Here is a 23185-nt window from a genome sequence, read left to right on the forward strand (position 1 = left end):
TGCGGCCCGGAAATTTCGCGCGCGTCCCCATAACGGGCACAGGACCCGATTTTCCCTCGCGCGCTCTCCTGGACCTCCGTTGTCGCCGCTCAGGAGACCGATGTCTTTTGCCTCACCGATCTTTCTCTGGTTCTTCATGCCGGTCACACTCGTGGCCTACTGGCTGCTCCCCGGCCGGTGGCGCAACGCGTTGGTGGCCGTGGTCAGCCTGGTCTTCTACACCTGGGGCGCGGGCGCCTACACCGGACTCCTGCTGTCAGCCATCGCGGTGAACTACGCCGCCGGTATCGCGATCGACTCCGATCGGCTGCGCGACCGGCCCCGGCCCCGCCTGTGGTTACTGATCGCCACCGTGGTGTGGAATCTGACGATCCTGGCCGTCTGGAAGTACGCCGGATTCGCCAGCCAGCAGATCGACGCGCTGTCGAGCGCGCTCGGGCTGGGACACACGCCGATCATCAGTCTCGCGCTGCCGATCGGCATCTCCTTCTTCACCTTCCACCACCTGTCCTACGTGGTGGACGTCTACCGGCGCAGCCGGCCCGCGCAGAAGAGCCCGGTTCAGTTCGTCACCTACATCGCGATGTTCCCGCAGCTCGTAGCCGGACCCATCGTCCGCTACCACGAGATCTCCGAACAGCTCGCCGACACCGATCGCCGGAAACTGGACGACCTGGCCGCGGGCTTCCCCCGTTTCGCCCTCGGGCTGGCCAAGAAGGTGATCATCGCGGACTCGATCGCGCCGGTCGCGGACGCGGCCTTCGCGCAGGCGGACGGGCAGATGACCACGGCGACGGCGTGGCTCGGGGCGCTCGCCTACGCCATCCAGATCTACTTCGACTTCTCCGGATACTCGGACATGGCCATCGGTCTCGGCCTGATGCTCGGCTTCCGGCTGCCGGACAACTTCGATCGCCCGTACTCGGCGTACTCCATCACCGACTTCTGGCGACGCTGGCACATGTCGTTGTCCCGGTGGTTCCGGGACTACGTGTACATCCCGCTCGGCGGCAACCGTCACGGCCGGTTGGCCACCTACCGCAACCTGTGCGTCATCTTCGTCCTCTGCGGGCTGTGGCACGGCGCCGACTGGACGTTCCTCGCCTGGGGGCTCTACCACGGCATGCTGCTCGTGTTCGAGCGGGCGTGCGGATTCGATCGGCTGCCGGAGAACGTCCTCCTCCTGGTGGCGCGCCGGGCGGTGACCTTCCTGCTGGTGGTGGTCGGCTGGGTGTTCTTCCGCGCGGAGACCATGACCGAGGCCGTGCACATGCTCGGCGCGATGTTCACCTGGCAGCCGGGCGCTCCGGATGAGTTCGTCGTGTTCGCGCTCGATCGTCAGCGCTCGCTCATCCTCGTCCTCGCGCTGGCCGTCGTGTTGTTCCCCGTCTCGTTCTCGTTCGGCCGGCTGGTCGAGACGGGCCGGGGGCCCGTGGCGACGGCGGCGCGTGCGGTGATGACGTGGGTGGCGGCTCCGTACGCCGGAGTGCTCGTCGCCGCCGGCACGTTCAGCCCGTTCCTCTACTACCAGTTCTGAGGCAGGTCAATGACGTCGTCCGACAGTACGAGACCCGGGGAGAACACCGGCGTCCGCCGGCCGCGCGCCCGGCGCGCGGCGGCCGTTCTCGCCGCGGGACTGCTCTTCTTCGGCCCCGTGGTGGCGTTCGCCACGGGCGCGCGGGCCGTGGAACTGGAGAACCGGAAGCTCCCCGGCTTCCCGGACCTCACCGAGGGATGGGCGGTCATCCCCAAGCTCGAATCCTGGGCGAACGCCCATCTGCCGCTGCGGCAGCACGCGGTGAGCGGCAACGCCGCACTGTCCCACCTGCTCTTCGAGCAGCCTCCGACCTACCACTCCGGCGGGCCGCCGACGTACCCGAGGGTGATCGAGGGCCGCGACGGATGGCTCTACTTCGGAGACGACGTGGCCGAGGGATGCAGGCCGAAGTGGTCGATCGAGGAGACGCTGGACCGTGTCCACCGCCTCGCGCAGATCGTCCGGCAGTCCGGCAGGAAATTCGTGTTCACCGTGGCCCCCGACAAGACCACCGTCCATCCCGAGCGGCTGCCGGAGCGGTTTCTCGGCAAGGGCTGCATGGAGCGGCGCAAGCGGGAGTTCTGGGCCGCGCTGGAGCGCGTCGATCCGGAGGGGTACGTCGACCTCCGCTCGGCCCTGCTGGCAATGCGGAACGAGACGGGCAAGCCGGTCTACTGGCGCACCGACAGCCACTGGAACGACCGCTCCGCCGCGTTGTACGGCACGCTGCTCGCCGAGGCCGTCCAGCCCGGTCTCACCGAAGGCACCACGCTCACCCGGGCCGGCAGCCAGGCCAGGACGGGAGACCTCGGCCCGCTGATGGGCGTCCCCCGGGAGGAGGTCATCGAGCTGTGGAGCCTGAAGCGCGACGGCGTTCGCCAGGTGAGCCGGGACGACAGCGGGACGCCCCTGTGGTTCGGGGTGTCCAACACCTCCAGGAAGGCCCCGCTGTTCAAGCCGAAGACCGTCCTGATCGGCGACTCGTTCACCCGGAACTCGGCGCCCTGGGTCACGCCGTACTTCGCCGACCTGACCGTGATGCGCAGCGACGCGCCCGCCAGGGCGGGGACGGGGCAGGTGGTGGAGCGGATCGCGGCGAGCGACGTGGTGATCTTCGAGATGGTGGAACGCTACTTCGTCGGCGGTCACGGCGAGATGCTGGACGACGCCACGCTCCTGGCCGTCGAGCAGGCGCTGCGGGAAGCCACGTAGGAGCATCCCGGCGCCGCGCCTCCCGCCACGTAGGAGCATCCCGGCGCCGCCTCCCGCCACGTAGGAGCTTCGCCGGCGCCGCCCGCCGCGCCGTCAGGTGCGCGTGGTGAGTTCGGCCACCTGCTCGGCGGTCAGGGACAGGCTCGCGGCGGCGAGGTTCTCCTCCAGGTGGGCGACGCTGGCGGTGCCGGGAATGGGCAGCATCACCGGCGATCGGGCCAGCAACCAGGCCAGGCTGACCTGGGAGGGCGTGCCGCCCGTGGCTCGGGCGACGTGGTCGACCGGGCCGCCCGGCTCGGCCAGTGCGCCCGCCGCGATGGGATTCCACGGGATGAAGCCGATGCCCTGCTTCTCGCAGTGCTCCAGGACGTCCTCGGAGACGCGGTCGGTGAGGTTGTAGCGGTTCTGCACCGTGACGATCTCGGCGATGCGCCGGGCCTGCTCGATCTCCTCGACACCGACCTCGGACAGCCCGATGCTGCCGATCTTGCCCTCGTCCTGGAGTGCCTTGAGCTCGCCGACCTGGTCGCTCAGCGGCACCTCGGGATCGACGCGGTGCAGCTGGAACAGCTCGATCCGCTCCAGGCCGAGCCTGCGCAGGCTCATCTCCACCTCCTGCCGCAGGTAGGCGGGATTGCCCAGCATGTGCCAGGCGTCGGGGCCGGTCCGGACGAACCCGGCCTTGGTGGCGATCAGGAGCTGGTCGGGGTAGGGGTGCAGGGCCTCGCGGATGAGCTCCTCGCTGATGTACGGGCCGTAGGAGTCGGCGGTGTCGATGAAGTCGACGCCCAGCTCGACGGCGCGACGCAGCACCCTGATGGCCTCGTCGTGGTCACGGGGCGGCCCCCAGATGCCCGGTCCGGTCAGGCGCATGGCACCGAACCCGAGCCGGTGGACCGTCTTGTCCCCGATGGCGAACGTGCCCGCGGACTGCGGCGACATGGACATATGGATCTCCGATTCGGTCTCGTTCGGCAGGCAGACGTTTCCCGTCTTGTGCCCGGAACTATCACGAATGCTCCTCTGGCGCGGAGTTCCCCTCGGCGTCATCGCCTCAGAACGAGGCGAGCCGGTGATCCCGTACAGGCCCGACCTGGGTACGGTGCAGGCCACAGTCCCGTTCACCCCGAGGGCGAAAGCCTCCTCGACAGGTAGCCTTTAGCACAGGAATCCTCCTCGACTTCCCGAAGGGGTCATGCGCCATGTCCACTGGTAAACCCACGCGGCCCTGGGGTTTGGGACGAGCATCGGAAGACCTGCCAGAAGTCTCGCCCCCGTACGCCACGACACGAGTCGATCCTTCCACCCAGCTCAGCCACTTCTACGACGAGAAGCAGCGCATCGTCGACCCCAGCGTCTTCGCGGCGCTCACGGTGTCCCAGCCGGGAGGCAGCACGAAGAACGCGCCCAACGCGGAGGATGACTCCAGCAGCGGCCAGCGGTAACGGATGCGGCCCCCGCGCGGCGCCGTCATGGTGATCACGTCCGCGGAGGACATCACCGCCAACCTGGTGATCGAGGCGCTGATCGAGCGCGACGTACGGGTTGCCCGCGTGGATCCCGCCGAGATCGGCGACGCCCTGTCGTTCGGCGCACGCATGGGAGCCGGCCGCGAGAAGTGGGCCGGCCGGCTCCGCACACCGAGTCGCGACATCGAGTTCGACGACGTCAGGGCTGTGTACTACCGCCGCCCCACCCCTTTCTCCGCCCGATTCGCTCACCTGCCCGTCAGGGAGGCGGAGTTCGCCGCCGTCGAGGCCCAGCACGGACTCGGCGGCCTCCTTGAGGACCTTTACGGCGCCGCGTACGTCAACCATCCCGCGGCGATCAACCGGGCCGACTTCAAGCCCGCCCAGCTGCGGATGGCCGCGCAACTGGGACTGGCCGTCCCGGAGACCCTGATCACCAACGACGTGTCGCAGGCGCGGAAGTTCGCCGCGGAGCACGGCCCGATCGTCTACAAATCGTTTCGGGGCGTCCCCCGCGAGCCAGCTGACCGTGTCGCCGCGATCTGGACACAACGGGTCGCCGAGCACGAGCTCGACGACTCGATCTCGGTGACCGCGCACCTGTTCCAGAAGGAGGTGCGCAAGTGCGCTGACGCCAGGGTGACCGTGATCGGGCGTCAGGTGTTCGCCAGCAGGATCACCGCGCCCGACGACACGCTCGACTGGCGCGGCGGAGACCCGGATCAGATCGGCTACGACCCGATCGACGTGCCCGCGTCGATCGAGCACGCGCTACGCGGCTACCTCGACCGATTCGGCCTGGTCTTCGGCTGCTTCGACTTCGTTCTCGAAGCCGTCAGCGATCAATGGGTCTTCATCGAGTGCAACCCCAACGGGCAGTGGGCCTGGCTGCCCGACTCCGCCGCGATGGCGCACGCCTTCGCGGACGTACTGCTCGAAGGTTGACCGTCAATCGCGGAGGGTGAGGCCCATGGAGCGGGCCGTGCCCGCGACGATCTTCTCGGCCTGGTCCAGGTCGGCGGTGTTGAGGTCGGGAAGTTTGGCCTGGGCGACCTCGCGGAGCTGGGCACGGGTGATCGAACCACCGCTCTGGTGACCTGGACGCGGGCTGCCGCCGTCGAGCCCTGCGACGCTGCGGATCAGCGAGGCCGTGGTCGGCTGCTTGGTGACGACCTCGAACGACCTGTCCTCATAGACCGTGATGACGGCGGGGATCACGAACCCGCGCCGGTCCTGAGTCTGCGCGTTGTACTGCCGGCAGAACTCCATGAGGTTGATGCCGAGCGGCCCGAGGTCCTTGCCGACGTTCGCCGGGCCCGCTTCACCGGCCCGAATGTGCAGGGTGACGACCCTGGCTACCTTGTTCTTCGCCATGCCGGATACGGTAAAGTCTCCCGTTACTGGAGACTCAACCGCATTATGAGCTATACGATCGGCCGCCTGGCCAAGCTCACCGGCCTGCCGGTGAAGACGATCCGCTTCTACTCCGACGCGGGCGTCCTGCCCGAGCGCGAGCGCACTCCCGCCGGTTACCGCATCTACGGCGACGAGGACCGGGCCCGGCTGGAGCTGATCCGCACGCTCAGAGAGATCGGGGTCGACCTGGCCACGATCCGCTCGCTCGGCGACCGCCGGCTGAGGAACGTACTCGATCTGCACCTCAAGACGGTCGAGACGCAGCTCAGGTCGCTCCAGCGGACCAGAGCGGTGCTCAGGGCGACGCTGGCCCGCGACGGCGATCCCGTCGAGGAGGATCTGCGCAGGCTCCACGCGCTCGGCCGGGTCGGCGCGGCCGAGATGGAGCTCCTGCTCGACGACTTCGTCGACGAGGTCGGCGGCGGTGTCGAGGCGCTGCACGAGTGGCTGGCCTGCAGGCGCGACGCCCTGCTCCCCGAGCTTCCCGAGGAGCCGACCGTCGAGCAACTCGACGCGTGGCTGGAGCTGGCCGACTTGCTCGCCGACGCCGACTACCGCGCCCGCCTGCACCGCCAGAGCAGGGAGTTCTGGGAGGAGGGAAGGGAGGTCGACGCCTGGAACGAGGTCAACGCCCAGGTCACGCGGGAGGCGATGACCGCTTCGCGGGCGGGCGTCGAGCCCGGCTCACCCGAGTCCGAGCCGGTTCTGGAGCGGATTCTGGCGCTCATGGGGCTGAGCCGCGAGGAGCTGCTGCGCTCGTTCGACGAGCACGATCCGCGGGCGGCCAGGCAGTGGGAGCTGGTGGCGATCATCCAGGGCACGCCCTGGCCGCCGGAGCCCACGATCGCGTACGACTGGATCGAGGCCACCTTGCGCAACCTGCCGAGCACGTAAGGTCGCCAGGGTGCCGCGAGCAGCCTCGGACCTGGCCGAAATCCGGGACCGAAACCACTTCCTCAAATAAGACAAACAGTGTTAAAGTCCATTTGCAGGCAAATGTGTCTCGTTAGTTATCGAATTGCGGACAACCTTTCGAAACGCCGCCCTAACAGCTGCAACTGGGAAGGTGGCCTCTCCTCCGATTCGCAGGATCAGGTTCACAGACGAGGTAGATCGTGATCAGACCCCCCACGTCGTCCGCGAATCTCGGCGAGAGTGCAACACCCGACCGGACGCTCGCGGGGCGAGTTGCCGGAACGCGCGCGCAGCGGGCCCGGCCGTGACGGACACGACCAATGCCGTCCCCACGGCCGGAGGCTGGACCGGCGCGGAACGGCGCCGACTGGCCGGCATCGGCGGCGCCATCCTGCTGCTCCATGTGCTGGGCATCACCCTGTATCTCTTCTACTCCGGAGACCCGGCCACGGCCGGCGGGCTCGCGGGCGCCGGCATCCTCGCGTACCTCCTCGGCGTGCGTCACGCGTTCGACGCCGACCACATCGCCGCCATCGACGACACCACCCGCCTCATGCTCTTGCGCGGTCGGCGGCCGTTGGGAGTCGGCTTCTTCTTCGCGATGGGGCACTCCACGGTCGTGCTGCTGCTCTCGGTGGTCGTCGCGCTGGGGGCGGCCGCGTTGCACCAGTCCGACCTCGATGCGGCGCGTACGACGGGCGCCCTGCTGGCGCAACTCGTCGCCCTGATCTTCCTGCTGTTCGTGGCGGTGCTCAATGCGTTCGTCCTGCGTGACCTGCTGGTGCTGCGGCGCGGCCTGCGTCGCGCGGAGGTGGCAGAGGAGAGCCTGGAGCGGCTGCTCGCCAAGCGCGGAATCGTCCACCGGCTGCTGGGCAGTCGCATACGTTCGCTGATCAAGTCCTCCTGGCACATGTATCCGGTCGGGCTGCTGATGGGCCTGGGCCTCGAAACGGCGTCGGAAGTGGCCCTGCTGGGCCTCGCCGCCTCGGCCACGGCGCAAGGCGGGGTGCCGCTGCTCGGGATGCTAAGCCTCCCTCTCCTGTTCGCCGCGGGGATGAGCACCTTCGACACCGCCGACTCCCTGCTGATGACCAGGGTCTACTCGTGGTCATATCGCGACCCCGCTCGCACGTTGTTCTTCAACACGGCCACCACGGCGATGACCGTGGTGATCGCAGGATTCGTCGCCGCCATCTACTTCGCGGCGTTGCTGACGGAGCATGGCCAGGTGGACTGGCTCGGTCCGCTGGGCGCGCTGGCCGAGCACTTCGAGCTGCTGGGCTACGGCATCGCGGCGATCTTCGCCCTCTGCTGGGGCGGGGCCGCGCTGTGGTGGAGGTCACGGGGACGCGACAGCGGAACCAGTCTCACCCCTTCCTGAGAAAGGCTGCAGTCGCCATGAAAACGATCGTTCGTTCACTCGATGGTTCGCCGGTCATACCGGTACGAGAAAGGGGACGTGACAGATGAACGGTGCACATGACGTCGGCGGCGTCCTCGGCTTCGGGCCGGTGGTCAGCGAATCCGACGAGCCGGTCTTCAGCGCGGACTGGGAACGCCAGGCCTTCGCGATCGCCATCGCCTCGCTGTGCCAGGGCGTGGCCGCCGCGGACGAGAACCGCAACGCGATCGAGCGCATGGGCAACGTCACCTACCTCTCGACCAGCTACTACGAGCACTGGCTGGTGGGGATGGAGACGCTGCTGGTGCAGAAGGGCATCATCGACGAGGCGGAGCGCGTGGAGAGGGTGCGGGACATCCTGTCCGGGAGACCTCTGCCGAGTCCTGAGTCCGTGCCAGACGATGGCGAGCTGGCCCGAACGGTGCGCGACGCCATCGCCACCGGTGGCCCATCCCTGAGAGAGACGGGTGCCACGCCGAAGTTCGCGATCGGCGACAAGGTGGTCACCACCCCATGGATCTCGCGCACCCACACTCGCCTGCCTGGCTACGCCCGCGGTAAGCGCGGCACGATCATCGCCTACCACGGGTCCCACGTACTGCCGGACAGCAGAGCCCACCTTCGGGGTGAGAACCCCGAACCTCTCTACACCGTCCGCTTCGACGCCCATGACCTGTGGGGCGACGAGGCGGAGGCACAAGCGGGGTGCGTGCACCTCGATCTGTGGGAGAGCTATCTGATCGAGCGAACGTCGGACGGCGAGAACATGGAGAACAGCCGGTCATGAGCGGACATCACCCCGAGCAGATGAGCGAGGTCGAGGCGCGAGCCCGAGCTCTGGAGTCGTTGCTGTACGAGAAAGGCATGCTCACCCCCTCGGCCGTGGACGCCATCGTCGACGCCTTCGAGCACGAGATCGGACCGCTCAACGGCGCGAAGGTCGTCGCCCGCGCCTGGGTGGACCCGGAGTACCGTGAGCGGCTGCGCGCCAACGCGACCGCCGCCATCGCCGAGCTGGGCTTCGCCGGCACACAGGGCGAGCACATGGTGGCCGTCGAGAACACACCCGAGGTGCACAACGTCGTGGTCTGCACGCTGTGCTCGTGTTATCCGTGGCCGGTCCTGGGCCTGCCGCCCAAGTGGTACAAGGATCTCGCCTACCGCTCCCGTGTCGTCCTGGAACCCCGCGCGGTGCTGAAGGAGTTCGGCACCGAGCTCCCCGACGAGGTGGATGTGAGGGTGTGGGACTCCAGCGCCGAGATCCGCTACCTGGTGATTCCCGAGCGTCCGGCCGGCACCGAAGACATGACCGAGGAGCAACTGGCCGGCCTCGTCACGAGAGACTCGATGATCGGCGTCGCCCCGGCACTGGTCCCGGACAGGAGATAGTCATGGAACCGACCGTAGTGATCAACGACATGGCGGAAGCGGCGGACGCACCCCCACGCAGCAATGGCGAACTCGTCTTCGAGGCCCCCTGGCAGGGCCGCGTCTTCGGGATCGCCGTCGCGCTCCAGGAGCGGCAGGCCATCGGGTGGAACGACTTCCGCGACCGGCTGGTGCAGGCCATCACCGAAGGCGAGACCGGAGGCGAGGCGTACTACGAGAGCTGGCTGAAGGCGCTCGATTCCATTTTGGTGGATTCGGACCACATCGACGCGGCCGAGCTGGAACAGCGAACTCGCGACTACCTCAACGGTGAGCGCGACGAAATCTTCTGACCACCGACGCGCCCGTTCTCCGAGGTGCGTGATCGTCAACGACGATCACCCACCTCGGAGGAGCCCACGGATCGGCTCAACCGGACGGACCCCGAGAGCGAACGAGAACCGAAGAGTCCCTAGTCATCTTCCGTGAACACCACCTCGCGGCGCCTGCGGATCGCCGGGAGGACGGCGACGACGAGCGCCGCCACGGTCAGGGCCAGGAGCACCGCCGAGATCGGCCGGGTCAGGAACACCGTCGCGTCGCCGCGGGAGATGATGAGCGCCCGCCGCAGGTTCTCCTCAAGCAACGGGCCGAGAACGAAGCCGAGCAGCAGTGGCGCCGGCTCGCAGCCGCACTTGATCAGGATGTAGCCCAGGATCCCGAAGAACGCGATCGCGTAGACGTCGAACGCGTTGAACCCCAGCGAGTAGGTGCCGATCGCGGCGAACAGGATGATCATCGGGAACAGCACCTGGTACGGGATGCGCAGCATCCGCACCCACAGGCCGATCAGCGGCAGGTTCAGCAGCACGAGCAGCACGTTGCCGATCCACATCGACGCGATCAGGCCCCAGAACAGCGCCGGTTCGTCGGTGATGACGTTCGGGCCGGGGGTGATGCCGTGGACGATGAACGCGCCGACCATCAGCGCCATGACTGGGTGGGCGGGCAGCCCCAGGGTGAGCAGCGGGACGAACGACGTCTGCGCGGCGGCGTTGTTCGCCGACTCGGGGCCGGCGACGCCCTCGATCGCGCCGTGCCCGAACTCCTGCCGCCGCTTCGAGACCCGCTTCTCGACGGCGTACGAGGTGAACGAGGCCAGCACGTGGCCACCGCCGGGCAGGACGCCGAGCGCGGCGCCGAGACCGGTGCCACGCAGGATCGGGCCGACCATCCGGCGCCGGTCCTCGCGGGTCGGCCAGAGGTTCTTCACCTTGCCGACGATCGCCGTACGGGTCTGCTCGTTCTCCAGGTTGCGCAGGATCTCGGCCACCCCGAACATGCCGACGGCGACCGACACGAAGTCGATGCCGCCGTACAGCTCGCGCTGGTCGAAGACGAACCGGGGGGTGCCGGTGTAGAGGTCCTGGCCGATCGTGCCGAGCAGGACGCCGAGCGCGATCATCGCCAGTGCCTTGAGCGCGGTGCCGCGCGCCAGCGCGATCGACACGATCAGGCCGAGCAGCACCAGCGAGAAGTATTCGGCCGGGCCGAACTGTAACGCGACGCGGGCCAGCGGCGGGGCCGCGACGGCCAGCGCGACGGTGGCCACCGTACCCGCGATGAAGGAACCGATCGCGGCGGCCGCCAGAGCCGCGCCGGCCCTGCCCTGCCGGGCCATCTCGTGCCCGTCCAGCGCGGTGACCGCCGCCGACGACTCACCGGGCAGGTTGATCAGGATGGCGGTCGTCGAGCCGCCGTACTGTGCGCCGTAGTAGATGCCGGCCAGCATGATCAGCGCCGTCACCGGCTCGAAGCTGAACGTGATCGGCAGCAACATCGCCACCGTCGCCGTCGGCCCGATGCCGGGCAGCACGCCCACCAGCGTGCCGAGCAGCACTCCCACGAAGCAGTAGAGGACGTTCTGGACCAGCAGGGCCGTGGAGAAGCCGAGCGCGAGGTTGTCGAGAAGTTCCATGCCTCATTCCGGATGTCGCGTCAGAACCCCAGCCACGGGCCCCATAGCGGGATCCGCACCTGAAGTCCGACGACGAAGATGAGCGTGGCGGCCGTGGTCAGCCCGGCGGTCACGGCCACGGCCATGACCGGTCGTACGCGCGCACTGGCCAGGGTGGTGAGCAGGGCGGTCACCGCCGACGTCGGCACGAATCCGAGCCCCCGTACGGTGAATCCGAAGAACACCAGCGCGAGCACGATGACGGCGACCGCGCGCCACGGGATCGGCCCGAACGCGACCACCTCGCCGGCGATGAGTCCCTTGACGACGATCGCCAGGCCCAGCGCGGCCACGATCAGGCCGACCAGCAGCGGGAAGGCGCCGGGGCCCATCCGCAGCGGGGTGCCCAGCTGGTAGCCGAGCGACCCCACCACGAACGCGCCACCGATCAGGACGAAGATGCCCCCGGCGAGGACGTCCGGTAAGGACCGGCGGCGCTCCATCTCAGGAGGCCTTGACGCCGGCGTCGGCGATGACCTTCGCCCAGGTGCCGAGTTGCTCCTGGAGCTTGGCCCGGTGCGCCTGCGGGGTCGCGTTCTCGGCCGCGACCGGCGCGGTGCCGAGCTTGGCCATCTGGTCGATGACCTTCTGGTCGGCCAGGGCCGTCTTCAGCGCCTCGGACAGCTTCTGGACGACCTCCTGCGGCGTGCCCTTCGGAACGTAGAGGCCGTGCCACACGCTGACCTGGAGCTGGGGCAGCCCGGCCTCGGCCGTGGTGGGCACGTCGGGCAGGCTCTTCACCCGCTCCGGCGTGGTGACCGCGTACGCCTTCACCTCCCCGGCGGAGATCTGGCCGCTGGTGTTGGTCGTCTGGTCGCACATGAAGTCGACCTGGCCGCCGACGAGGTCGGTCAGCGCGGGGCCGGTGCCCTCGTACGGGACCTCCTGCAGCTTGACACCGGCGGCGCTCTGGAACAGCAGGCCGCACAGGTGGGACGCGGCGCCGATGCCGGCGTTGGCCAGCGTGACCTTGTCGGCGTTCGCCTTCACGTGGGTCACGAGGTCCTTGAGCGTCGCGGGCGCGAAGTCCTTGCGGGCGACGACCGTCATCGGCACCTCGGTGACCAGACCGACCATCTCGAAGTCCTCGAGCGGCTTGTAGCCCAGGTTCTGGTACAGGGCGGGCGCCGTGGACATGCCGATGTGGTGCATGAGCACGGTGTAGCCGTCGGGATCGGCCCGCGCGACCTCGCCGGCGCCGACCGTGCCGCCGGCGCCCTCGACGTTCTGGACGACGACCTTGCCGCCGAGCTTGGCGGCCATCGGCTCGGCGAGCATGCGCGTGACGGTGTCCGTCGGGCCGCCCGCGCTGAACGGCACGACGAACGTGATGTTCTGGTCCGGATAGCCACCGCTGGTGGCACCTCCGCCGGTGCTGCCCCCGTTGCCGGCACAGGCGGCGACTAGCGAAAAGACGCCGATCGCGGCGATCATCCGCGCGGCGGCCCGGCACCTGCTGGTCGTTCTCATATCGCGGCCTCCTCGTCAGCGCATTCGCGTTCGTCGGTGAGTGCGCCGCCTCAGTCTGGGCTGGCGGGGACGCGGATAGTGTCAGAGGAATCCCAAGGAATGCGGCAGATGTCAGAGAAATCCCAAGACTGATGGGCTAACACGCGCGTCAAGCCGGGTCGTACAATCCGGTATGCGGATCACCATCATCGAAGATGACGACCGCGTGGCGCGCGGTCTGGTGACCGTCCTGGCCCAGGCGGGCTTCGAGGTCCACCGCATCGCCACCGCCGCCGAGGCCGTGCGTGCCGCCCCGTCCGATGTGGTCCTCGTCGACCTGGGCCTGCCCGACGGCGACGGACTCGACGTGATCCGCAGGCTGCGCGACCGCCCGGAGACCGCCGTCATCGCCGTGACGGCACGCTCGGAGGAGCATGAGCGGGTCCGTGGCCTGCGCGCCGGCGCCGACGACTACATCGTCAAACCGTTCGGCATTCCCGAGCTGCTCGCCCGGATCGACGCCGTCCTGCGGCGCACCCGCGTGGCCCGCGCCCTGAGCCACCCGGACGAGCCGCTCGTCCTCGGCCCGATGCGGATCTGCATCGGCACCCGCGAGGTCACCGTCGACGGCACGCCCCTGACGCTGACCCGCAAGGAGTTCGAGCTGCTCCTGCTGCTGGCCCGGCGGGCGCCGAACGTGGTCAGCCGCGACGTCATCCTCGACCAGATCTGGGGCGCGACCTGGGAGTCCTCAAGCCGCACCCTGGACACCCACATCGCGGCGTTACGCCACAAACTCGGGCCGGCCGTGCTCATCGGCACGATCCACGGGGTTGGCTATCGGCTCCTGGCCGACCGGCCGGAGCTCACCGGCTGACCCGCCGTGCACCGTCGCCTGCTGGTCGTCCTGGTCCCCCTCGCGGTGCTGCTCGTCGCGGCGCTCGGGCTGCCGCTCGGCGTCACCGTGGCCGAACGGGAGGTGCAGGAGACGTACGTCGACCGGCTCAACGACGTCGGCCGGTTCGCGTCGCTGGCCGAGACCGCGCTGTCCACCGGGCGTACCGAGGCGCTCCAGCAGGAGCTCGCGCGCTACCACGAGCTGTACGGCATTCCGGTCGCGGTGATCGACACGTCGGGCACGGTGCTGCTCGGGCCGGCGGGCGCGTACCAGAAGGCGGCGCGGGCCGAGCCGGCGCTGCCCCGGATCGTCACCGCCGCGCTGGCCGGAGCGAGGCCCGAACCATCCGGGAAATGGGCCCCCTGGGACGACTCCGCGCTCGTGGTCGCCGAGCCGGTGGGCCGGGACAGCGAGGTCGTCGGCACCGTCGTGACGATCTCCGACCTGTCGCGGACGCGCCACCGCATCCTCGTGCGATGGGCTCAGCTCGCCGGGCTCGGGCTGCTGCCGTTGATCGCGCTGGTGACCGTCGCCTGGCCGGTGTCGGCGTGGGTGCTGCGGCCGGTGCGGGAGCTGGACGCGGCGAGCTCGCGGATCTCACAGGGCGACCTCACGATCCGCGCGGACGCCGAGGCCGGCCCGGTGGAGCTGCGGCGGCTGGCCGAGTCGTTCAACACCATGATGGACGCGGTCGAGAACGCCGTGCAGCGGCAGCGGGCCTTCGTGTCCGACGCGTCACACCAGTTGCGCAACCCGCTGACCAGCCTCCGGCTCGCCGTGGAGAGTCTGGAACCACATCTGCGCGCGACCGGCGACGGGCGGCAGGTGTACGACGTCGCCGTCGACGAGCTGAAGGCGATGCAGCGGCTGCTGAACTCGCTGCAGGCCAGCGCGCGGATGGAGAGCATCCGGACAGCGTCGCCGGTGGATCTCGACGCGGTGCTGGCGACCCGGGTCGACCGGTGGCGGGCGCTGACCGCGACGGCGGGCCAGACGCTGGCGGTCGACGTGCCGCCGGGACTCCGGTTGCTGGAGCCGTCGGGCGGCCTGGGCAGCATCCTGGACGAGCTGATCAGCAACGCCTTACGGCTGTCGGACGCGCGGCTGGTGCAGGTGACCGCCCGGGTCGCCCCCTATGGGGTGGGAGGCGGCCGCCCTGGCGGAGCGGGCACCGGACCCGGCGACGGCGCGGCGCCCGGAGGCGTGGTCACGATCGCCGTCCGTGACGACGGCCAGGGGATCGACGCGTCCGAACGGGCCCAGGCGCTCCAGCGGTTCTGGCGATCGCCGCGGCACCAGAACGTGTCCGGGACCGGCCTGGGGCTGGCCATCTGCGCCGACCTGGTCGAGGCGGCCGGGGGCGAGCTACGGCTGGAGGACGGCCTGCCGCGTCCGGACGGGTCCGGGCACGGATTCGCCGCGGTGATCGCGTTGCCACTCATTCCACGGACGTCGACATCCGACGCCGCGGCTCCATCGCCGGACTGAGGCTCCGGGCTGTCGCCGTCCCGGGGTCCGTCGCCAGGCTGTCGCCGTCTCGGAGTCCGTCGCCAGGCTGTCGCCGTCCCAGGTCAGCGTTTGCGGTCGCGGAACCAGGCGGCCGCGCCGGGGTGGAGCGGCACCGACGCGGTGGAGATCCCGGTACGCACGTTGATCTGCCACGCTTCCGGAACGGCCTCGGCGTCGTCGCGGCCGACGGAGGTGATCGTGCGGGTGTGCGTGAAGATCGTGTCGGTGATGGCGTAGACCAGGTCGTCGGGCAGGTCGTTGCGCCCGAGCAGCACGTTCGGCACAGCCACGGTGCGGGTGGCCGGCACGTCGGCGTAGGCGGTCGCGGGGATCATGGCCGGAGCATAGGGGCCCGGGAACGCCGTGAAAAGCGCGTCCGCCTGCGCGTCCAACGGGATCAGCCGGATCGGGTGCCGCTGCGCCAGCTCAGTGATGGCCGGTGTCGGGACGCCGGTCAGGGAGAACATCGCGTCGATCTCGCCGTCGCGCAGCGCCGCCGCCGACTCGGCCTGGCTGAGGTACCGGCCGTCGGCCCGCACCATGCCGAGCTCCATGACCCGCAGCGACGTGAACTCCGTACCCGAGTCGCGGGCGCCCAGCGATATTCGCCTGCCCTTGAGGTCCCGGAACTCGTCGATCGCGGAACCCGCCATGACCACCAGGTGCAGGTGACTGTCGTAGAGCCGGCATATCGCCGAGAGCCCCTCGGGCGCGCTGCCGTCGCTCGTGATCAGCGCGTCCAGGCTGGTCAGCCCGAGGTGCACTTCGCCGGCCCGCAGCATCCGGATGTTGTCGGTGGACGCCCCGCTCGGCACGGTGATCACCGCGGTGCCCGGCACCTGCTCGGAGATGTGCTGGGCCAGCGCGCCGCCGATGCGCCGGTACACCGCCCCCGCCGGACCGGTGGCCAGTCGCAGGTGAACCTTGTCGACCTCGGGCTGCTGGGAGCACCCGGCGAGCAGCCCTCCGGCGGCCAGGAGCACCGCTCGCCGGCTGAGCCGTAGCCCCAGGTTCGGCACCATGCCGAGATGATACGTACGGCAGCCCCGGTCTTCTGTTCGGCTGACCACGCGGGAGGACTTTCGGCTGCTCGGTCGCTGCGGCGATGTCGAGAATCCGTGACCGGCTCCGTCCCCGCGATGAGGCGACCACAATGGGTCGCGCCAGCACCGAGGAGAGACACGATGGCCAAGTATTTGCTGCTCAAGCACTACCGCGGCGCCCCGGCGCCGGTCAACGACGTGCCCATGGACCAGTGGACGCCGGAGGAGATCTCGGCCCATATGCAGTACATGAACGACTTCGCGGCCCGGTTGGAAGAGACCGGCGAGTTCGTCGACAGTCAGGCGCTCGCCCCCGAGGGGATGTTCGTCCGGTACGACGGCGAGGGTCGCCCGCCGGTCACCGACGGCCCATTCGCCGAGACCAAGGACCTCATCGCCGGCTGGATGGTGATCGACGTCGACAGCCACGAGCGTGCCGTTGAGCTGGCCGGGGACCTGTCGGCCGCCCCCGGGGCGGGCGGGAAGCCGATCCACGAGTGGCTCGAGGTGCGCCCATTCCTGGCCGAGCCCCCCACCATCACGGAGTGACCTCCCGGGTGAACGAGATTCTGCTCCGGAGCCTCACGCCGAGCGTGCTCGCGATCCTCGTCCGCCGCGGAGCCGACTTCGCCGCGGCCGAGGACGCCCTGCAGGACGCACTGGTCGAGGCGATCCGCGTCTGGCCGGCCGACCTGCCGCAGGACCCGAAGGGCTGGCTGGTCACCGTGGCCTGGCGCCGGTTCCTCGACGCGACCCGGGCGGACGCCGCGCGCCGCCGGCGTGAGGACCTCGTCGACGAGGAGCCGCCCCCCGGGCCCGCGCCCACGGTGGACGACACGCTCCAGCTCTACTTCCTGTGCGCCCACCCGTCGCTGACGCCGTCGTCCGCGGTCGCGCTCACGCTGCGCGCCGTCGGTGGGCTGACCACCCGCCAGATCGCCCAGGCCTATCTGGTGCCCGAGGCGACCATGGCGCAGCGCATCAGCCGGGCCAAGCGCACCGTCTCCGGCGTGCGGTTCGACCAGCCCGGCGACGTCGCCACCGTGCTGCGCGTCCTCTACCTGGTCTTCAACGAGGGCTACTCCGGCGACGTCGACCTCGCCGCCGAGGCCATCCGGCTCACCCGGCAGCTCGCGGCCGCGATCGACCACCCCGAGGTGGCAGGACTGCTCGCCCTCATGCTGCTCCACCACGCCCGGCGCGCGGCCCGGACCGCCCCCGACGGCAGCCTGGTGCCGCTCGCCGAGCAGGACCGCGGCCGGTGGGACACAGAGTCGATCGCCGAGGGCGTCGAGATCCTGCAGGCGGCCCTCGCCCGCGACCGGCTGGGCGAGTTCCAGGCCCAGGCCGCCATCGCGGCACTCCACGCTGACGCGCCCACCGCCGAAGAGACCGACTGGGTGCAGATCGTCGAGTGGTACGACGAACTCGCGCGCCTGACCGACAGCCCGGTCGTCCGGCTCAACCGCGCGGTGGCCGTCGGCGAGGCCGACGGCCCGCGCGCCGGCCTGGCGTCGCTCGCGGCGCTGGACACCTCACTGCCCCGCCACGCGGCGGTGGCGGCCTACCTCCACGAGCGCGACGGCGACCTGGCGACGGCGGCACGGCTGTACGCCGAGGCCGCCCAGAAGGCACCCAACCTCGCCGAGCGCGACCACCTGACGCGCCAGGCCGCCCGGCTCAACACCTGCCGGTCCCGCTGACGGGCCGCGCTCGCGCGACCCGGTGCGGCACGTGAACGGTTGGTACGTTCCACGGCGGATCGCCGGGAACGCTACCTACGGCAGGTGAGGAGCATGTTGAGCAGGGCCACTTTCTCCTTGCGGGTCACGAAGAGCCGGTAGTGGTGTTTCACGCTGATCCATGAGGTCGCGTACTGGCACCAGTGGGCGCGGCGTTGCGGGCGCCAGCTCTGCGGGCCCTGGCCGCCCTTGGCGATGTTGGCGGAGTGGCTGACGGTGAGGAGCTCGGGGCGGGTCAGGTCGTTGGCGAAGGCTCGCCGCTTGGCCTGGCTCCATCGCTTGGCTCCTGAGCGCCAGGCATAGGCGAGCGGCACCACATGGTCGACGTCGACGTGCTTCTCGCTTCTCAGCCACTTGCCGTCGTACGGGCTGTACCAGAGGCCCTTGACCGGGTGGCAGGCGGCGTTGCGGCGTACCCGCCGCCCGTCGCGGACCAAGACCGCTTCGCGAACGTCGCACGCGCCCTGGTACTGCGCCCATCGAGGCTGGAACCGCTTGCGGCTGTAGCCGCGGATCGATAAGGGCCTGGCGACCTTGAGCTGGGCCAGCCTGAGCCGGGCGAGGGCTGCGGCCTGGGCCTGTGATCGCTTGCGCGGTTCGGCCGCCGCCTGCGAGGTGGCGAGGACGGCGGTGATCGGGAGGGCCACGAGAGTGAGTACGGCGACGTGAGCTGCCCGCCTCAGGTAGATCATGACTGCGCCTATACCCAGCGGCATCCCCGTTCACAACGGCGACCGTTAGGTTGCGGGGGTCGCGAAAACCTCGGCGCGGCGGCAGGGCCCCTCGGACACGGAACCCGGCGGCGTTAACGATCGTCCGCCGGGTCTCCGCCCGCGAGGCCGGCTATTTGAGAAGCTGGCGGGCCATCACCAAGCGCTGGATCTGGTTCTGGATGATCTCCGACACCCTGCCCGCCCACCTGAGGAACCCTGTCGACCAGGAACCTGAGAAGGGTTACGGTTGCGACTGGCTCTCGTCGTTTCCCGCTACTCTCGGCCATCCCACGGAACAGTGACGGAACAGGCCAGGAGGTTGCTTCATGGCGATCCCGAAGAAGGGCTCGCGGCTCATCACCGTCGACGGCACTGGATTTCGCTGGCGCGTTCGTCGCAAGCCCACGTACTGCCAGGGGAACAGCTGGGGCCCGATGACGTTCGCGGTGGAACTGGCCGACGCGTCGGGCCGCGTGCTCCTGGTGTCGCTTCCTTGCTCACGACCGGACGCGTGGTGGGGAGAGCGGACGACCGCCATTCGGCCGGCGCTCGTGACGGCGACCGTACGCCTGGCGCTTGATCGCGGCTGGGATCCACGGCAAGCAGGCAGCGCCTTCAACCTCGAACTCACCGATGGCGACCTGACTGATGTAATGAACGGCCCGCCTGCGTACGACGTCCCTTTCATGCGGAGATAGCCTCCTCCGCGACCGGCGGGGCACCGAAGGTTGCGTCACTACTACGCCAGCGTCGTGCTCGCTGGCGGGGTCTGGGCCAAAGAGCTTGCCGAGCATCTGGAGCACGCCGATCCCGTTCTCACCCTGCGTGTCTACGCTCACATGATGCCGGGCTCACATGAGCGCGCCCAGACAGGCGATCGATAACCGGGCTGTTCCAGCCTCGGGCCGCCAGGATCCTCCAAGTCCACGATCTCCTCAGCGGACCTGCCGGAGAGCTGATCCTTCAGCCATGCCACCCGTGCTTGCCGGGTGACTGTCCGTGTCGGGGAAGGCCACGCGTAGTGCCTTGACCACTGCGACGGCCTCGTCGAGCAGGTCGACCGGGCACCCCCAATAGTCATAGATGCCACCACGGGCACGATTGCTCCCGCAGATGACGAACACCCCCGTCCCCAGCCTCACCTTCAGGTGACTGGCCAGCCAACCAACGAAGCCGCTGTTGTCGAGCTCAGCGGGAAAGTGAAAGGAGAAGATCCCAAAACGTTCGACGTCTTCGTGTTCCGGGCTGTGGGGGACGAGGCGGCTCCAGCTCTGGTCGTCACGGACCACGGCCAGTTCGTCGCCGGTGAGCACCGGCGGCTGGTCGATGGTGAACTCCTCAAAACACCAGACACCATCATGCACGAGGAGATCGGCCTGGGCGATCACCCGGCGCAGACGCTCTTCCGTCTGTTCCGGCCTCTCCCTGCTGACAGAAACCATCGCTGCTTTCTCCCGTCCGAGTCTGCTCGGGGCGTCCCCATCGCCCGAAGATGCATGTCTGCACTGTGTCACCACCGACATGAGAAACCAAAGCTGACGGTGTTGAGGGACAGGTTCAGGCCGCGGGCGCACTCCAGGAGGCCCCACCCCCTTGTCGGGCAGGTCGTGGATCTGCCGCCACCGCTGGCGCGTGGTCTGTGCGCGGACGTCGCGCGATCGATGACCGCCTGTTCCGTCCGCGTGAGGTCTCTCACGGAACAGTGATCGTTCAGCCCCTCGAACTCAAGACGGCAAACCCCGCCCCCGGCAACCGGCAGGCGGGGTTTTCGCTGGTCAACGCCTACTTGAGAAGCTGCCGGGCCATCACCATGCGCTGGATCTGGTTGGTGCCCTCGTAGATCTGGGTGATCTTGGCGTCGCGCATCATGCGTTCGACCGGGAAGTCCTGGGTGTAGCCGTAGCCGCCGAGGAGTTGGACGGCGTCGGTGGTGATGTCCATGGCGGCGTCCGAGGCGGCGCACTTGGCCGCGCTGGACAGGAACGTCAGGTCCTTCTGCGGCTTGCCGTGCATGGCCAGCTCGGACTTGGCCGCGGCGTGGTAGGTCAGCTGGCGGGCCGCCTCCAGCTTCATCGCCATGTCGGCCAGCATGAACTGCACGCCCTGGAAGTCGGCGACCGGCTTGCCGAACTGGCGGCGCTCCTTGACGTAGCCGATCGCGTAGTCGAGCGCGCCCTGCGCGATGCCCAGCGCCTGGGCGGCGATCGTGATGCGGGTGTGGTCGAGGGTGGCCAGCGCCGTCTTGAACCCGGTGCCCGGCTCGCCGATCATCCGCCAGGCCGGGATCCGCACGTCCTCCAGGATCACCTGCCGGGTCGGTGAGCCCTTGATGCCCAGCTTGCGCTCCTTGGGCCCGAACGACACCCCGGTGTCGGCCTTCTCCACCACGAACGCCGAGATGCCCCGCGCCCCGGCGGCCGGGTCGGTGACGGCCATCAGCGTGTAGTAGTCCGACACCCCGGCGTTGGTGATCCACATCTTGACGCCGTTGAGCACGTAGTCATCGCCGTCGCGCACCGCGCGGGTCTTCATCGCCGCCGCGTCCGAACCGGCCTCCGGCTCCGACAGCGCGTACGAGAACATCGCCTCACCGCGCGCCACCAGCTCCAGATAGCGCCGCTTGACCTCCTCGGAGGCCGACAGCAGCAGCGGCACGGTGCCCAGCTTGTTGACCGCCGGGATCAGCGACGACGACGCGCACGCGCGCGCCACCTCCTCGATCACGATCACCGCTGCCAGCGCGTCCGCACCAGCGCCGCCGTACACCTCCGGCACGTGCACCGCGTGCAGGTCGGAGGCCACCAGGGCCTTGTAGACCTCCCAGGGAAACTCCCCGGTCTCGTCCGCCTCCGCCGCGTGCGGGGCGATCTTCTCGTCGGCCAGCGCCCTGACCGTCTCACGGAGCAGATCATGCTCCTCAGCGGGTGCGTACAGAGGAAAGTCCATACCCCAGATACTAGGACGTCCGAGCATCTTGCTACCACTGGGTACGGTTTGCCCAAAACGCCAGGTGGCACAGAACGGTATAGCGGGGGCCCGGTAGCATGCCCTGGCGATCGAAAGGAGCTCACTCGTGCCATATCGCCTCACGGTGATCGGGACCGGTTATCTGGGCATCACACACGCGGCGTGCATGGCGGATCTCGGCTTCGACGTCCTGGGCCTCGACATCGACGCCGACAAGATCCGCCGTCTCAACAACGGTGAGCTGCCGATCCACGAGCCCGGCCTGGAAGCCGTGCTGCGTCGCGGCCTCGACTCCGGCCGCCTCCGCTTCACCACCTCCTACGAGGAAGTGGGCGCGTTCGGCGATGTGCACTTCGTCTGCGTCGGCACCCCGCAGAAGCAGGGCGAGTACGCCGCCGACGTCTCGTACATGGACGCCGCGATCGAGTCGCTGGCCCCGCACCTCGACCGCGAGTGCCTGGTGGTCGGCAAGTCGACCGTGCCCGTCGGCACCGCGGGCCGCCTGGCCGACAAGCTCGCCCGGCTCGCTCCTGACGGCGTCCAGCCCGAGCTGGCCTGGAACCCCGAGTTCCTCCGCGAGGGCTTCGCCGTGAAGGACACCCTCAACCCCGACCGCATCGTGATCGGCGTCCGGTCGGAGCGGGCGGAGAAGGTGCTGCGGGAGGTGTACCAGCCGCTGGGCGAGGTGCCGATCGTGGTCACCGACTTCGCGACCGCCGAGCTGGTCAAGACTGCGGCCAACGCCTTCCTGGCCACCAAGATCTCCTTCATCAACGCCATGGCCGAGGTCTGCGAGGCCGCGCACGCCGACGTCAAGCAGCTGTCGGAGGCCCTGTCCTACGACGACCGCATCGGCGGCCGGTTTCTCAACGCCGGGCTCGGGTTCGGCGGCGGCTGCCTGCCCAAGGACATCAGGGCGTTCATGGCGCGCGCGGGCGAGCTGGGCGCCGACCAGGCGCTCACGTTCCTGCGCGAGGTGGACGCGATCAACATGCGCCGCCGTGCCCGCATGGTCGACCTGGCGCGCGAGCTGGCGGGCGGCTCCTTCCAGGGCTGTACGGTGGGCGTCCTCGGAGCGGCGTTCAAGCCCAACTCCGACGACATCCGCGACTCCCCCGCGCTCGACGTGGCGGTCACCATAGGGCATCAGGGCGGGCAGGTCACGGTCTACGACCCGATCGCGCTCGACAACGCCCGCAAGGCGCACCCCGAGCTCCGCTACGGCGACTCGGCGCTGGAGGCGGTCCGCGGCGCGAACGTCGTGCTGCTGCTCACGGAGTGGCCCGAGTTCGTCGAGCTCGACCCCGAGGTGCTGGGGCAGGCCGTCGCCACCCGCAAGATCGTCGATGGCCGCAACGCGCTCAACGCCGAGACCTGGCGATCCGCCGGCTGGCACTACCGCGCCCTCGGCCGCCCGTAATCCCCGCCCGGACGCCGTCCCGCGCAGGGGCGATGCTCCTATGGATGTCAAGCGACGTGTTCTTGATCGTTTGATGTGATGAGTCGATAGAGCTCGCGGGCTACGTAG

24 protein-coding genes are annotated in these 23185 nt (G+C 69.3%); 15 read left to right on the plus strand and 9 right to left on the minus strand.

Features of this window, described 5'->3' with window-relative positions; all coding sequences use genetic code 11:
* Positions 1-100 precede the first annotated feature (100 nt).
* Both AC5L3X_RS11160 and AC5L3X_RS11165 read left to right on the plus strand, forming a co-directional pair.
* A complete protein-coding gene (locus AC5L3X_RS11160; protein ID WP_494856785.1) occupies positions 101-1537 on the plus strand; it encodes an MBOAT family O-acyltransferase in 1437 nt (478 codons plus the stop codon).
* A gap of 9 nt (positions 1538-1546) precedes the next feature.
* On the plus strand, positions 1547-2749 hold the full coding sequence (locus tag AC5L3X_RS11165) for an alginate O-acetyltransferase AlgX-related protein (protein WP_494856787.1): 1203 nt from the start codon (positions 1547-1549) through the stop codon (positions 2747-2749).
* Positions 2750-2842: 93 nt separating this feature from the next.
* Here AC5L3X_RS11165 and AC5L3X_RS11170 read toward each other — a convergent pair whose 3' ends face one another.
* Positions 2843-3691, minus strand: a complete 849-nt coding sequence (locus AC5L3X_RS11170) for an aldo/keto reductase (protein ID WP_494856789.1) — start codon at positions 3689-3691, stop codon at positions 2843-2845.
* 260 nt (positions 3692-3951) lie between these two features.
* Between AC5L3X_RS11170 and tgmA the strand changes: the two genes are divergently transcribed.
* Together tgmA and tgmB are read left to right on the plus strand one after the other, a co-directional pair.
* Positions 3952-4194: a putative ATP-grasp-modified RiPP gene (tgmA, locus tag AC5L3X_RS11175; RefSeq protein ID WP_494856790.1), complete on the plus strand. Its 243-nt coding sequence runs from the start codon at positions 3952-3954 to the stop codon at positions 4192-4194.
* 27 nt (positions 4195-4221) lie between these two features.
* Positions 4222-5163, plus strand: coding sequence for an ATP-grasp ribosomal peptide maturase (tgmB, locus tag AC5L3X_RS11180; protein ID WP_494856792.1), 942 nt, complete (start codon positions 4222-4224; stop codon positions 5161-5163).
* A gap of 3 nt (positions 5164-5166) precedes the next feature.
* On the opposite strand, the gene rplK is transcribed toward tgmB, so the two are convergent.
* The gene (rplK, locus tag AC5L3X_RS11185) at positions 5167-5592 is read right to left on the minus strand and encodes a 50S ribosomal protein L11 (protein ID WP_494856793.1); all 426 of its coding nucleotides are present in this window, start codon (positions 5590-5592) and stop codon (positions 5167-5169) included.
* 45 nt (positions 5593-5637) lie between these two features.
* On the opposite strand from rplK, the gene AC5L3X_RS11190 reads away from it, so the two are divergent.
* The 5 genes from AC5L3X_RS11190 (at position 5638) to AC5L3X_RS11210 (ending at position 9672) form a co-directional block, all read left to right on the plus strand.
* Positions 5638-6528: a MerR family transcriptional regulator gene (locus AC5L3X_RS11190; RefSeq protein ID WP_494856794.1), complete on the plus strand. Its 891-nt coding sequence runs from the start codon at positions 5638-5640 to the stop codon at positions 6526-6528.
* Positions 6529-6853: 325 nt separating this feature from the next.
* The gene (locus AC5L3X_RS11195) at positions 6854-7930 is read left to right on the plus strand and encodes a HoxN/HupN/NixA family nickel/cobalt transporter (protein WP_494856795.1); all 1077 of its coding nucleotides are present in this window, start codon (positions 6854-6856) and stop codon (positions 7928-7930) included.
* A gap of 85 nt (positions 7931-8015) precedes the next feature.
* On the plus strand, positions 8016-8738 hold the full coding sequence (gene nthB / locus AC5L3X_RS11200; RefSeq protein WP_494856796.1) for a nitrile hydratase subunit beta: 723 nt from the start codon (positions 8016-8018) through the stop codon (positions 8736-8738).
* A complete protein-coding gene (gene nthA, locus AC5L3X_RS11205; RefSeq protein ID WP_189128442.1) occupies positions 8735-9340 on the plus strand; it encodes a nitrile hydratase subunit alpha in 606 nt (201 codons plus the stop codon). The genes nthB and nthA overlap by 4 nt, the downstream gene beginning before the upstream one ends.
* Positions 9341-9342: 2 nt before the next feature.
* Positions 9343-9672, plus strand: coding sequence for a nitrile hydratase accessory protein (locus AC5L3X_RS11210; protein ID WP_189128443.1), 330 nt, complete (start codon positions 9343-9345; stop codon positions 9670-9672).
* Positions 9673-9791: 119 nt separating this feature from the next.
* On the opposite strand, the gene AC5L3X_RS11215 is transcribed toward AC5L3X_RS11210, so the two are convergent.
* The 3 genes from AC5L3X_RS11215 to AC5L3X_RS11225 are packed head-to-tail and all read right to left on the minus strand — an operon-like array spanning position 9792 to position 12806.
* Positions 9792-11297: a tripartite tricarboxylate transporter permease gene (locus tag AC5L3X_RS11215; protein WP_494856797.1), complete on the minus strand. Its 1506-nt coding sequence runs from the start codon at positions 11295-11297 to the stop codon at positions 9792-9794.
* Positions 11298-11317: 20 nt separating this feature from the next.
* The gene (locus tag AC5L3X_RS11220) at positions 11318-11779 is read right to left on the minus strand and encodes a tripartite tricarboxylate transporter TctB family protein (RefSeq protein ID WP_189128445.1); all 462 of its coding nucleotides are present in this window, start codon (positions 11777-11779) and stop codon (positions 11318-11320) included.
* Between the two features lies 1 nt (position 11780).
* Positions 11781-12806: a tripartite tricarboxylate transporter substrate binding protein BugD gene (locus tag AC5L3X_RS11225; protein ID WP_494856798.1), complete on the minus strand. Its 1026-nt coding sequence runs from the start codon at positions 12804-12806 to the stop codon at positions 11781-11783.
* A 172-nt stretch (positions 12807-12978) separates the two neighbouring features.
* Between AC5L3X_RS11225 and AC5L3X_RS11230 the strand changes: the two genes are divergently transcribed.
* Positions 12979-13662, plus strand: coding sequence for a response regulator transcription factor (locus AC5L3X_RS11230; protein ID WP_494856800.1), 684 nt, complete (start codon positions 12979-12981; stop codon positions 13660-13662).
* Between the two features lie 6 nt (positions 13663-13668).
* Positions 13669-15171 (plus strand): sensor histidine kinase, encoded by a 1503-nt coding sequence (locus AC5L3X_RS11235; RefSeq protein ID WP_494856802.1) that lies wholly within the window; start codon positions 13669-13671, stop codon positions 15169-15171.
* 83 nt (positions 15172-15254) lie between these two features.
* On the opposite strand, the gene AC5L3X_RS11240 is transcribed toward AC5L3X_RS11235, so the two are convergent.
* Positions 15255-16214, minus strand: coding sequence for a TAXI family TRAP transporter solute-binding subunit (locus tag AC5L3X_RS11240; protein WP_494856804.1), 960 nt, complete (start codon positions 16212-16214; stop codon positions 15255-15257).
* A gap of 162 nt (positions 16215-16376) precedes the next feature.
* On the opposite strand from AC5L3X_RS11240, the gene AC5L3X_RS11245 reads away from it, so the two are divergent.
* Positions 16377-16784, plus strand: a complete 408-nt coding sequence (locus AC5L3X_RS11245) for a YciI family protein (RefSeq protein ID WP_494856806.1) — start codon at positions 16377-16379, stop codon at positions 16782-16784.
* Between the two features lie 8 nt (positions 16785-16792).
* Entirely contained in the window at positions 16793-17938 is a 1146-nt protein-coding gene (locus tag AC5L3X_RS11250) for an RNA polymerase sigma factor (RefSeq protein WP_494856807.1), read from the plus strand.
* Between the two features lie 71 nt (positions 17939-18009).
* Here AC5L3X_RS11250 and AC5L3X_RS11255 read toward each other — a convergent pair whose 3' ends face one another.
* Positions 18010-18669 (minus strand): HNH endonuclease family protein, encoded by a 660-nt coding sequence (locus AC5L3X_RS11255; protein WP_494856808.1) that lies wholly within the window; start codon positions 18667-18669, stop codon positions 18010-18012.
* Positions 18670-19016: 347 nt separating this feature from the next.
* Here AC5L3X_RS11255 and AC5L3X_RS11260 point away from each other — a divergent pair, with 347 nt between their 5' ends.
* Positions 19017-19388: a hypothetical protein gene (locus tag AC5L3X_RS11260; protein ID WP_494856810.1), complete on the plus strand. Its 372-nt coding sequence runs from the start codon at positions 19017-19019 to the stop codon at positions 19386-19388.
* A 237-nt stretch (positions 19389-19625) separates the two neighbouring features.
* Here AC5L3X_RS11260 and AC5L3X_RS11265 read toward each other — a convergent pair whose 3' ends face one another.
* A complete protein-coding gene (locus AC5L3X_RS11265) occupies positions 19626-20132 on the minus strand; it encodes a DUF6196 family protein (protein ID WP_494856811.1) in 507 nt (168 codons plus the stop codon).
* A 340-nt stretch (positions 20133-20472) separates the two neighbouring features.
* Positions 20473-21636 carry an acyl-CoA dehydrogenase family protein gene (locus AC5L3X_RS11270; RefSeq protein WP_494856812.1) on the minus strand — a complete coding sequence of 388 codons (1164 nt, stop codon included), beginning with the start codon at positions 21634-21636 and terminating at the stop codon, positions 20473-20475.
* 127 nt (positions 21637-21763) lie between these two features.
* Here AC5L3X_RS11270 and AC5L3X_RS11275 point away from each other — a divergent pair, with 127 nt between their 5' ends.
* Positions 21764-23077, plus strand: coding sequence for a UDP-glucose dehydrogenase family protein (locus AC5L3X_RS11275; RefSeq protein WP_494856813.1), 1314 nt, complete (start codon positions 21764-21766; stop codon positions 23075-23077).
* Positions 23078-23185: the final 108 nt, after the last annotated feature.

The sequence above is a fragment of the Nonomuraea sp. CX421 genome, assembly GCF_059358955.1.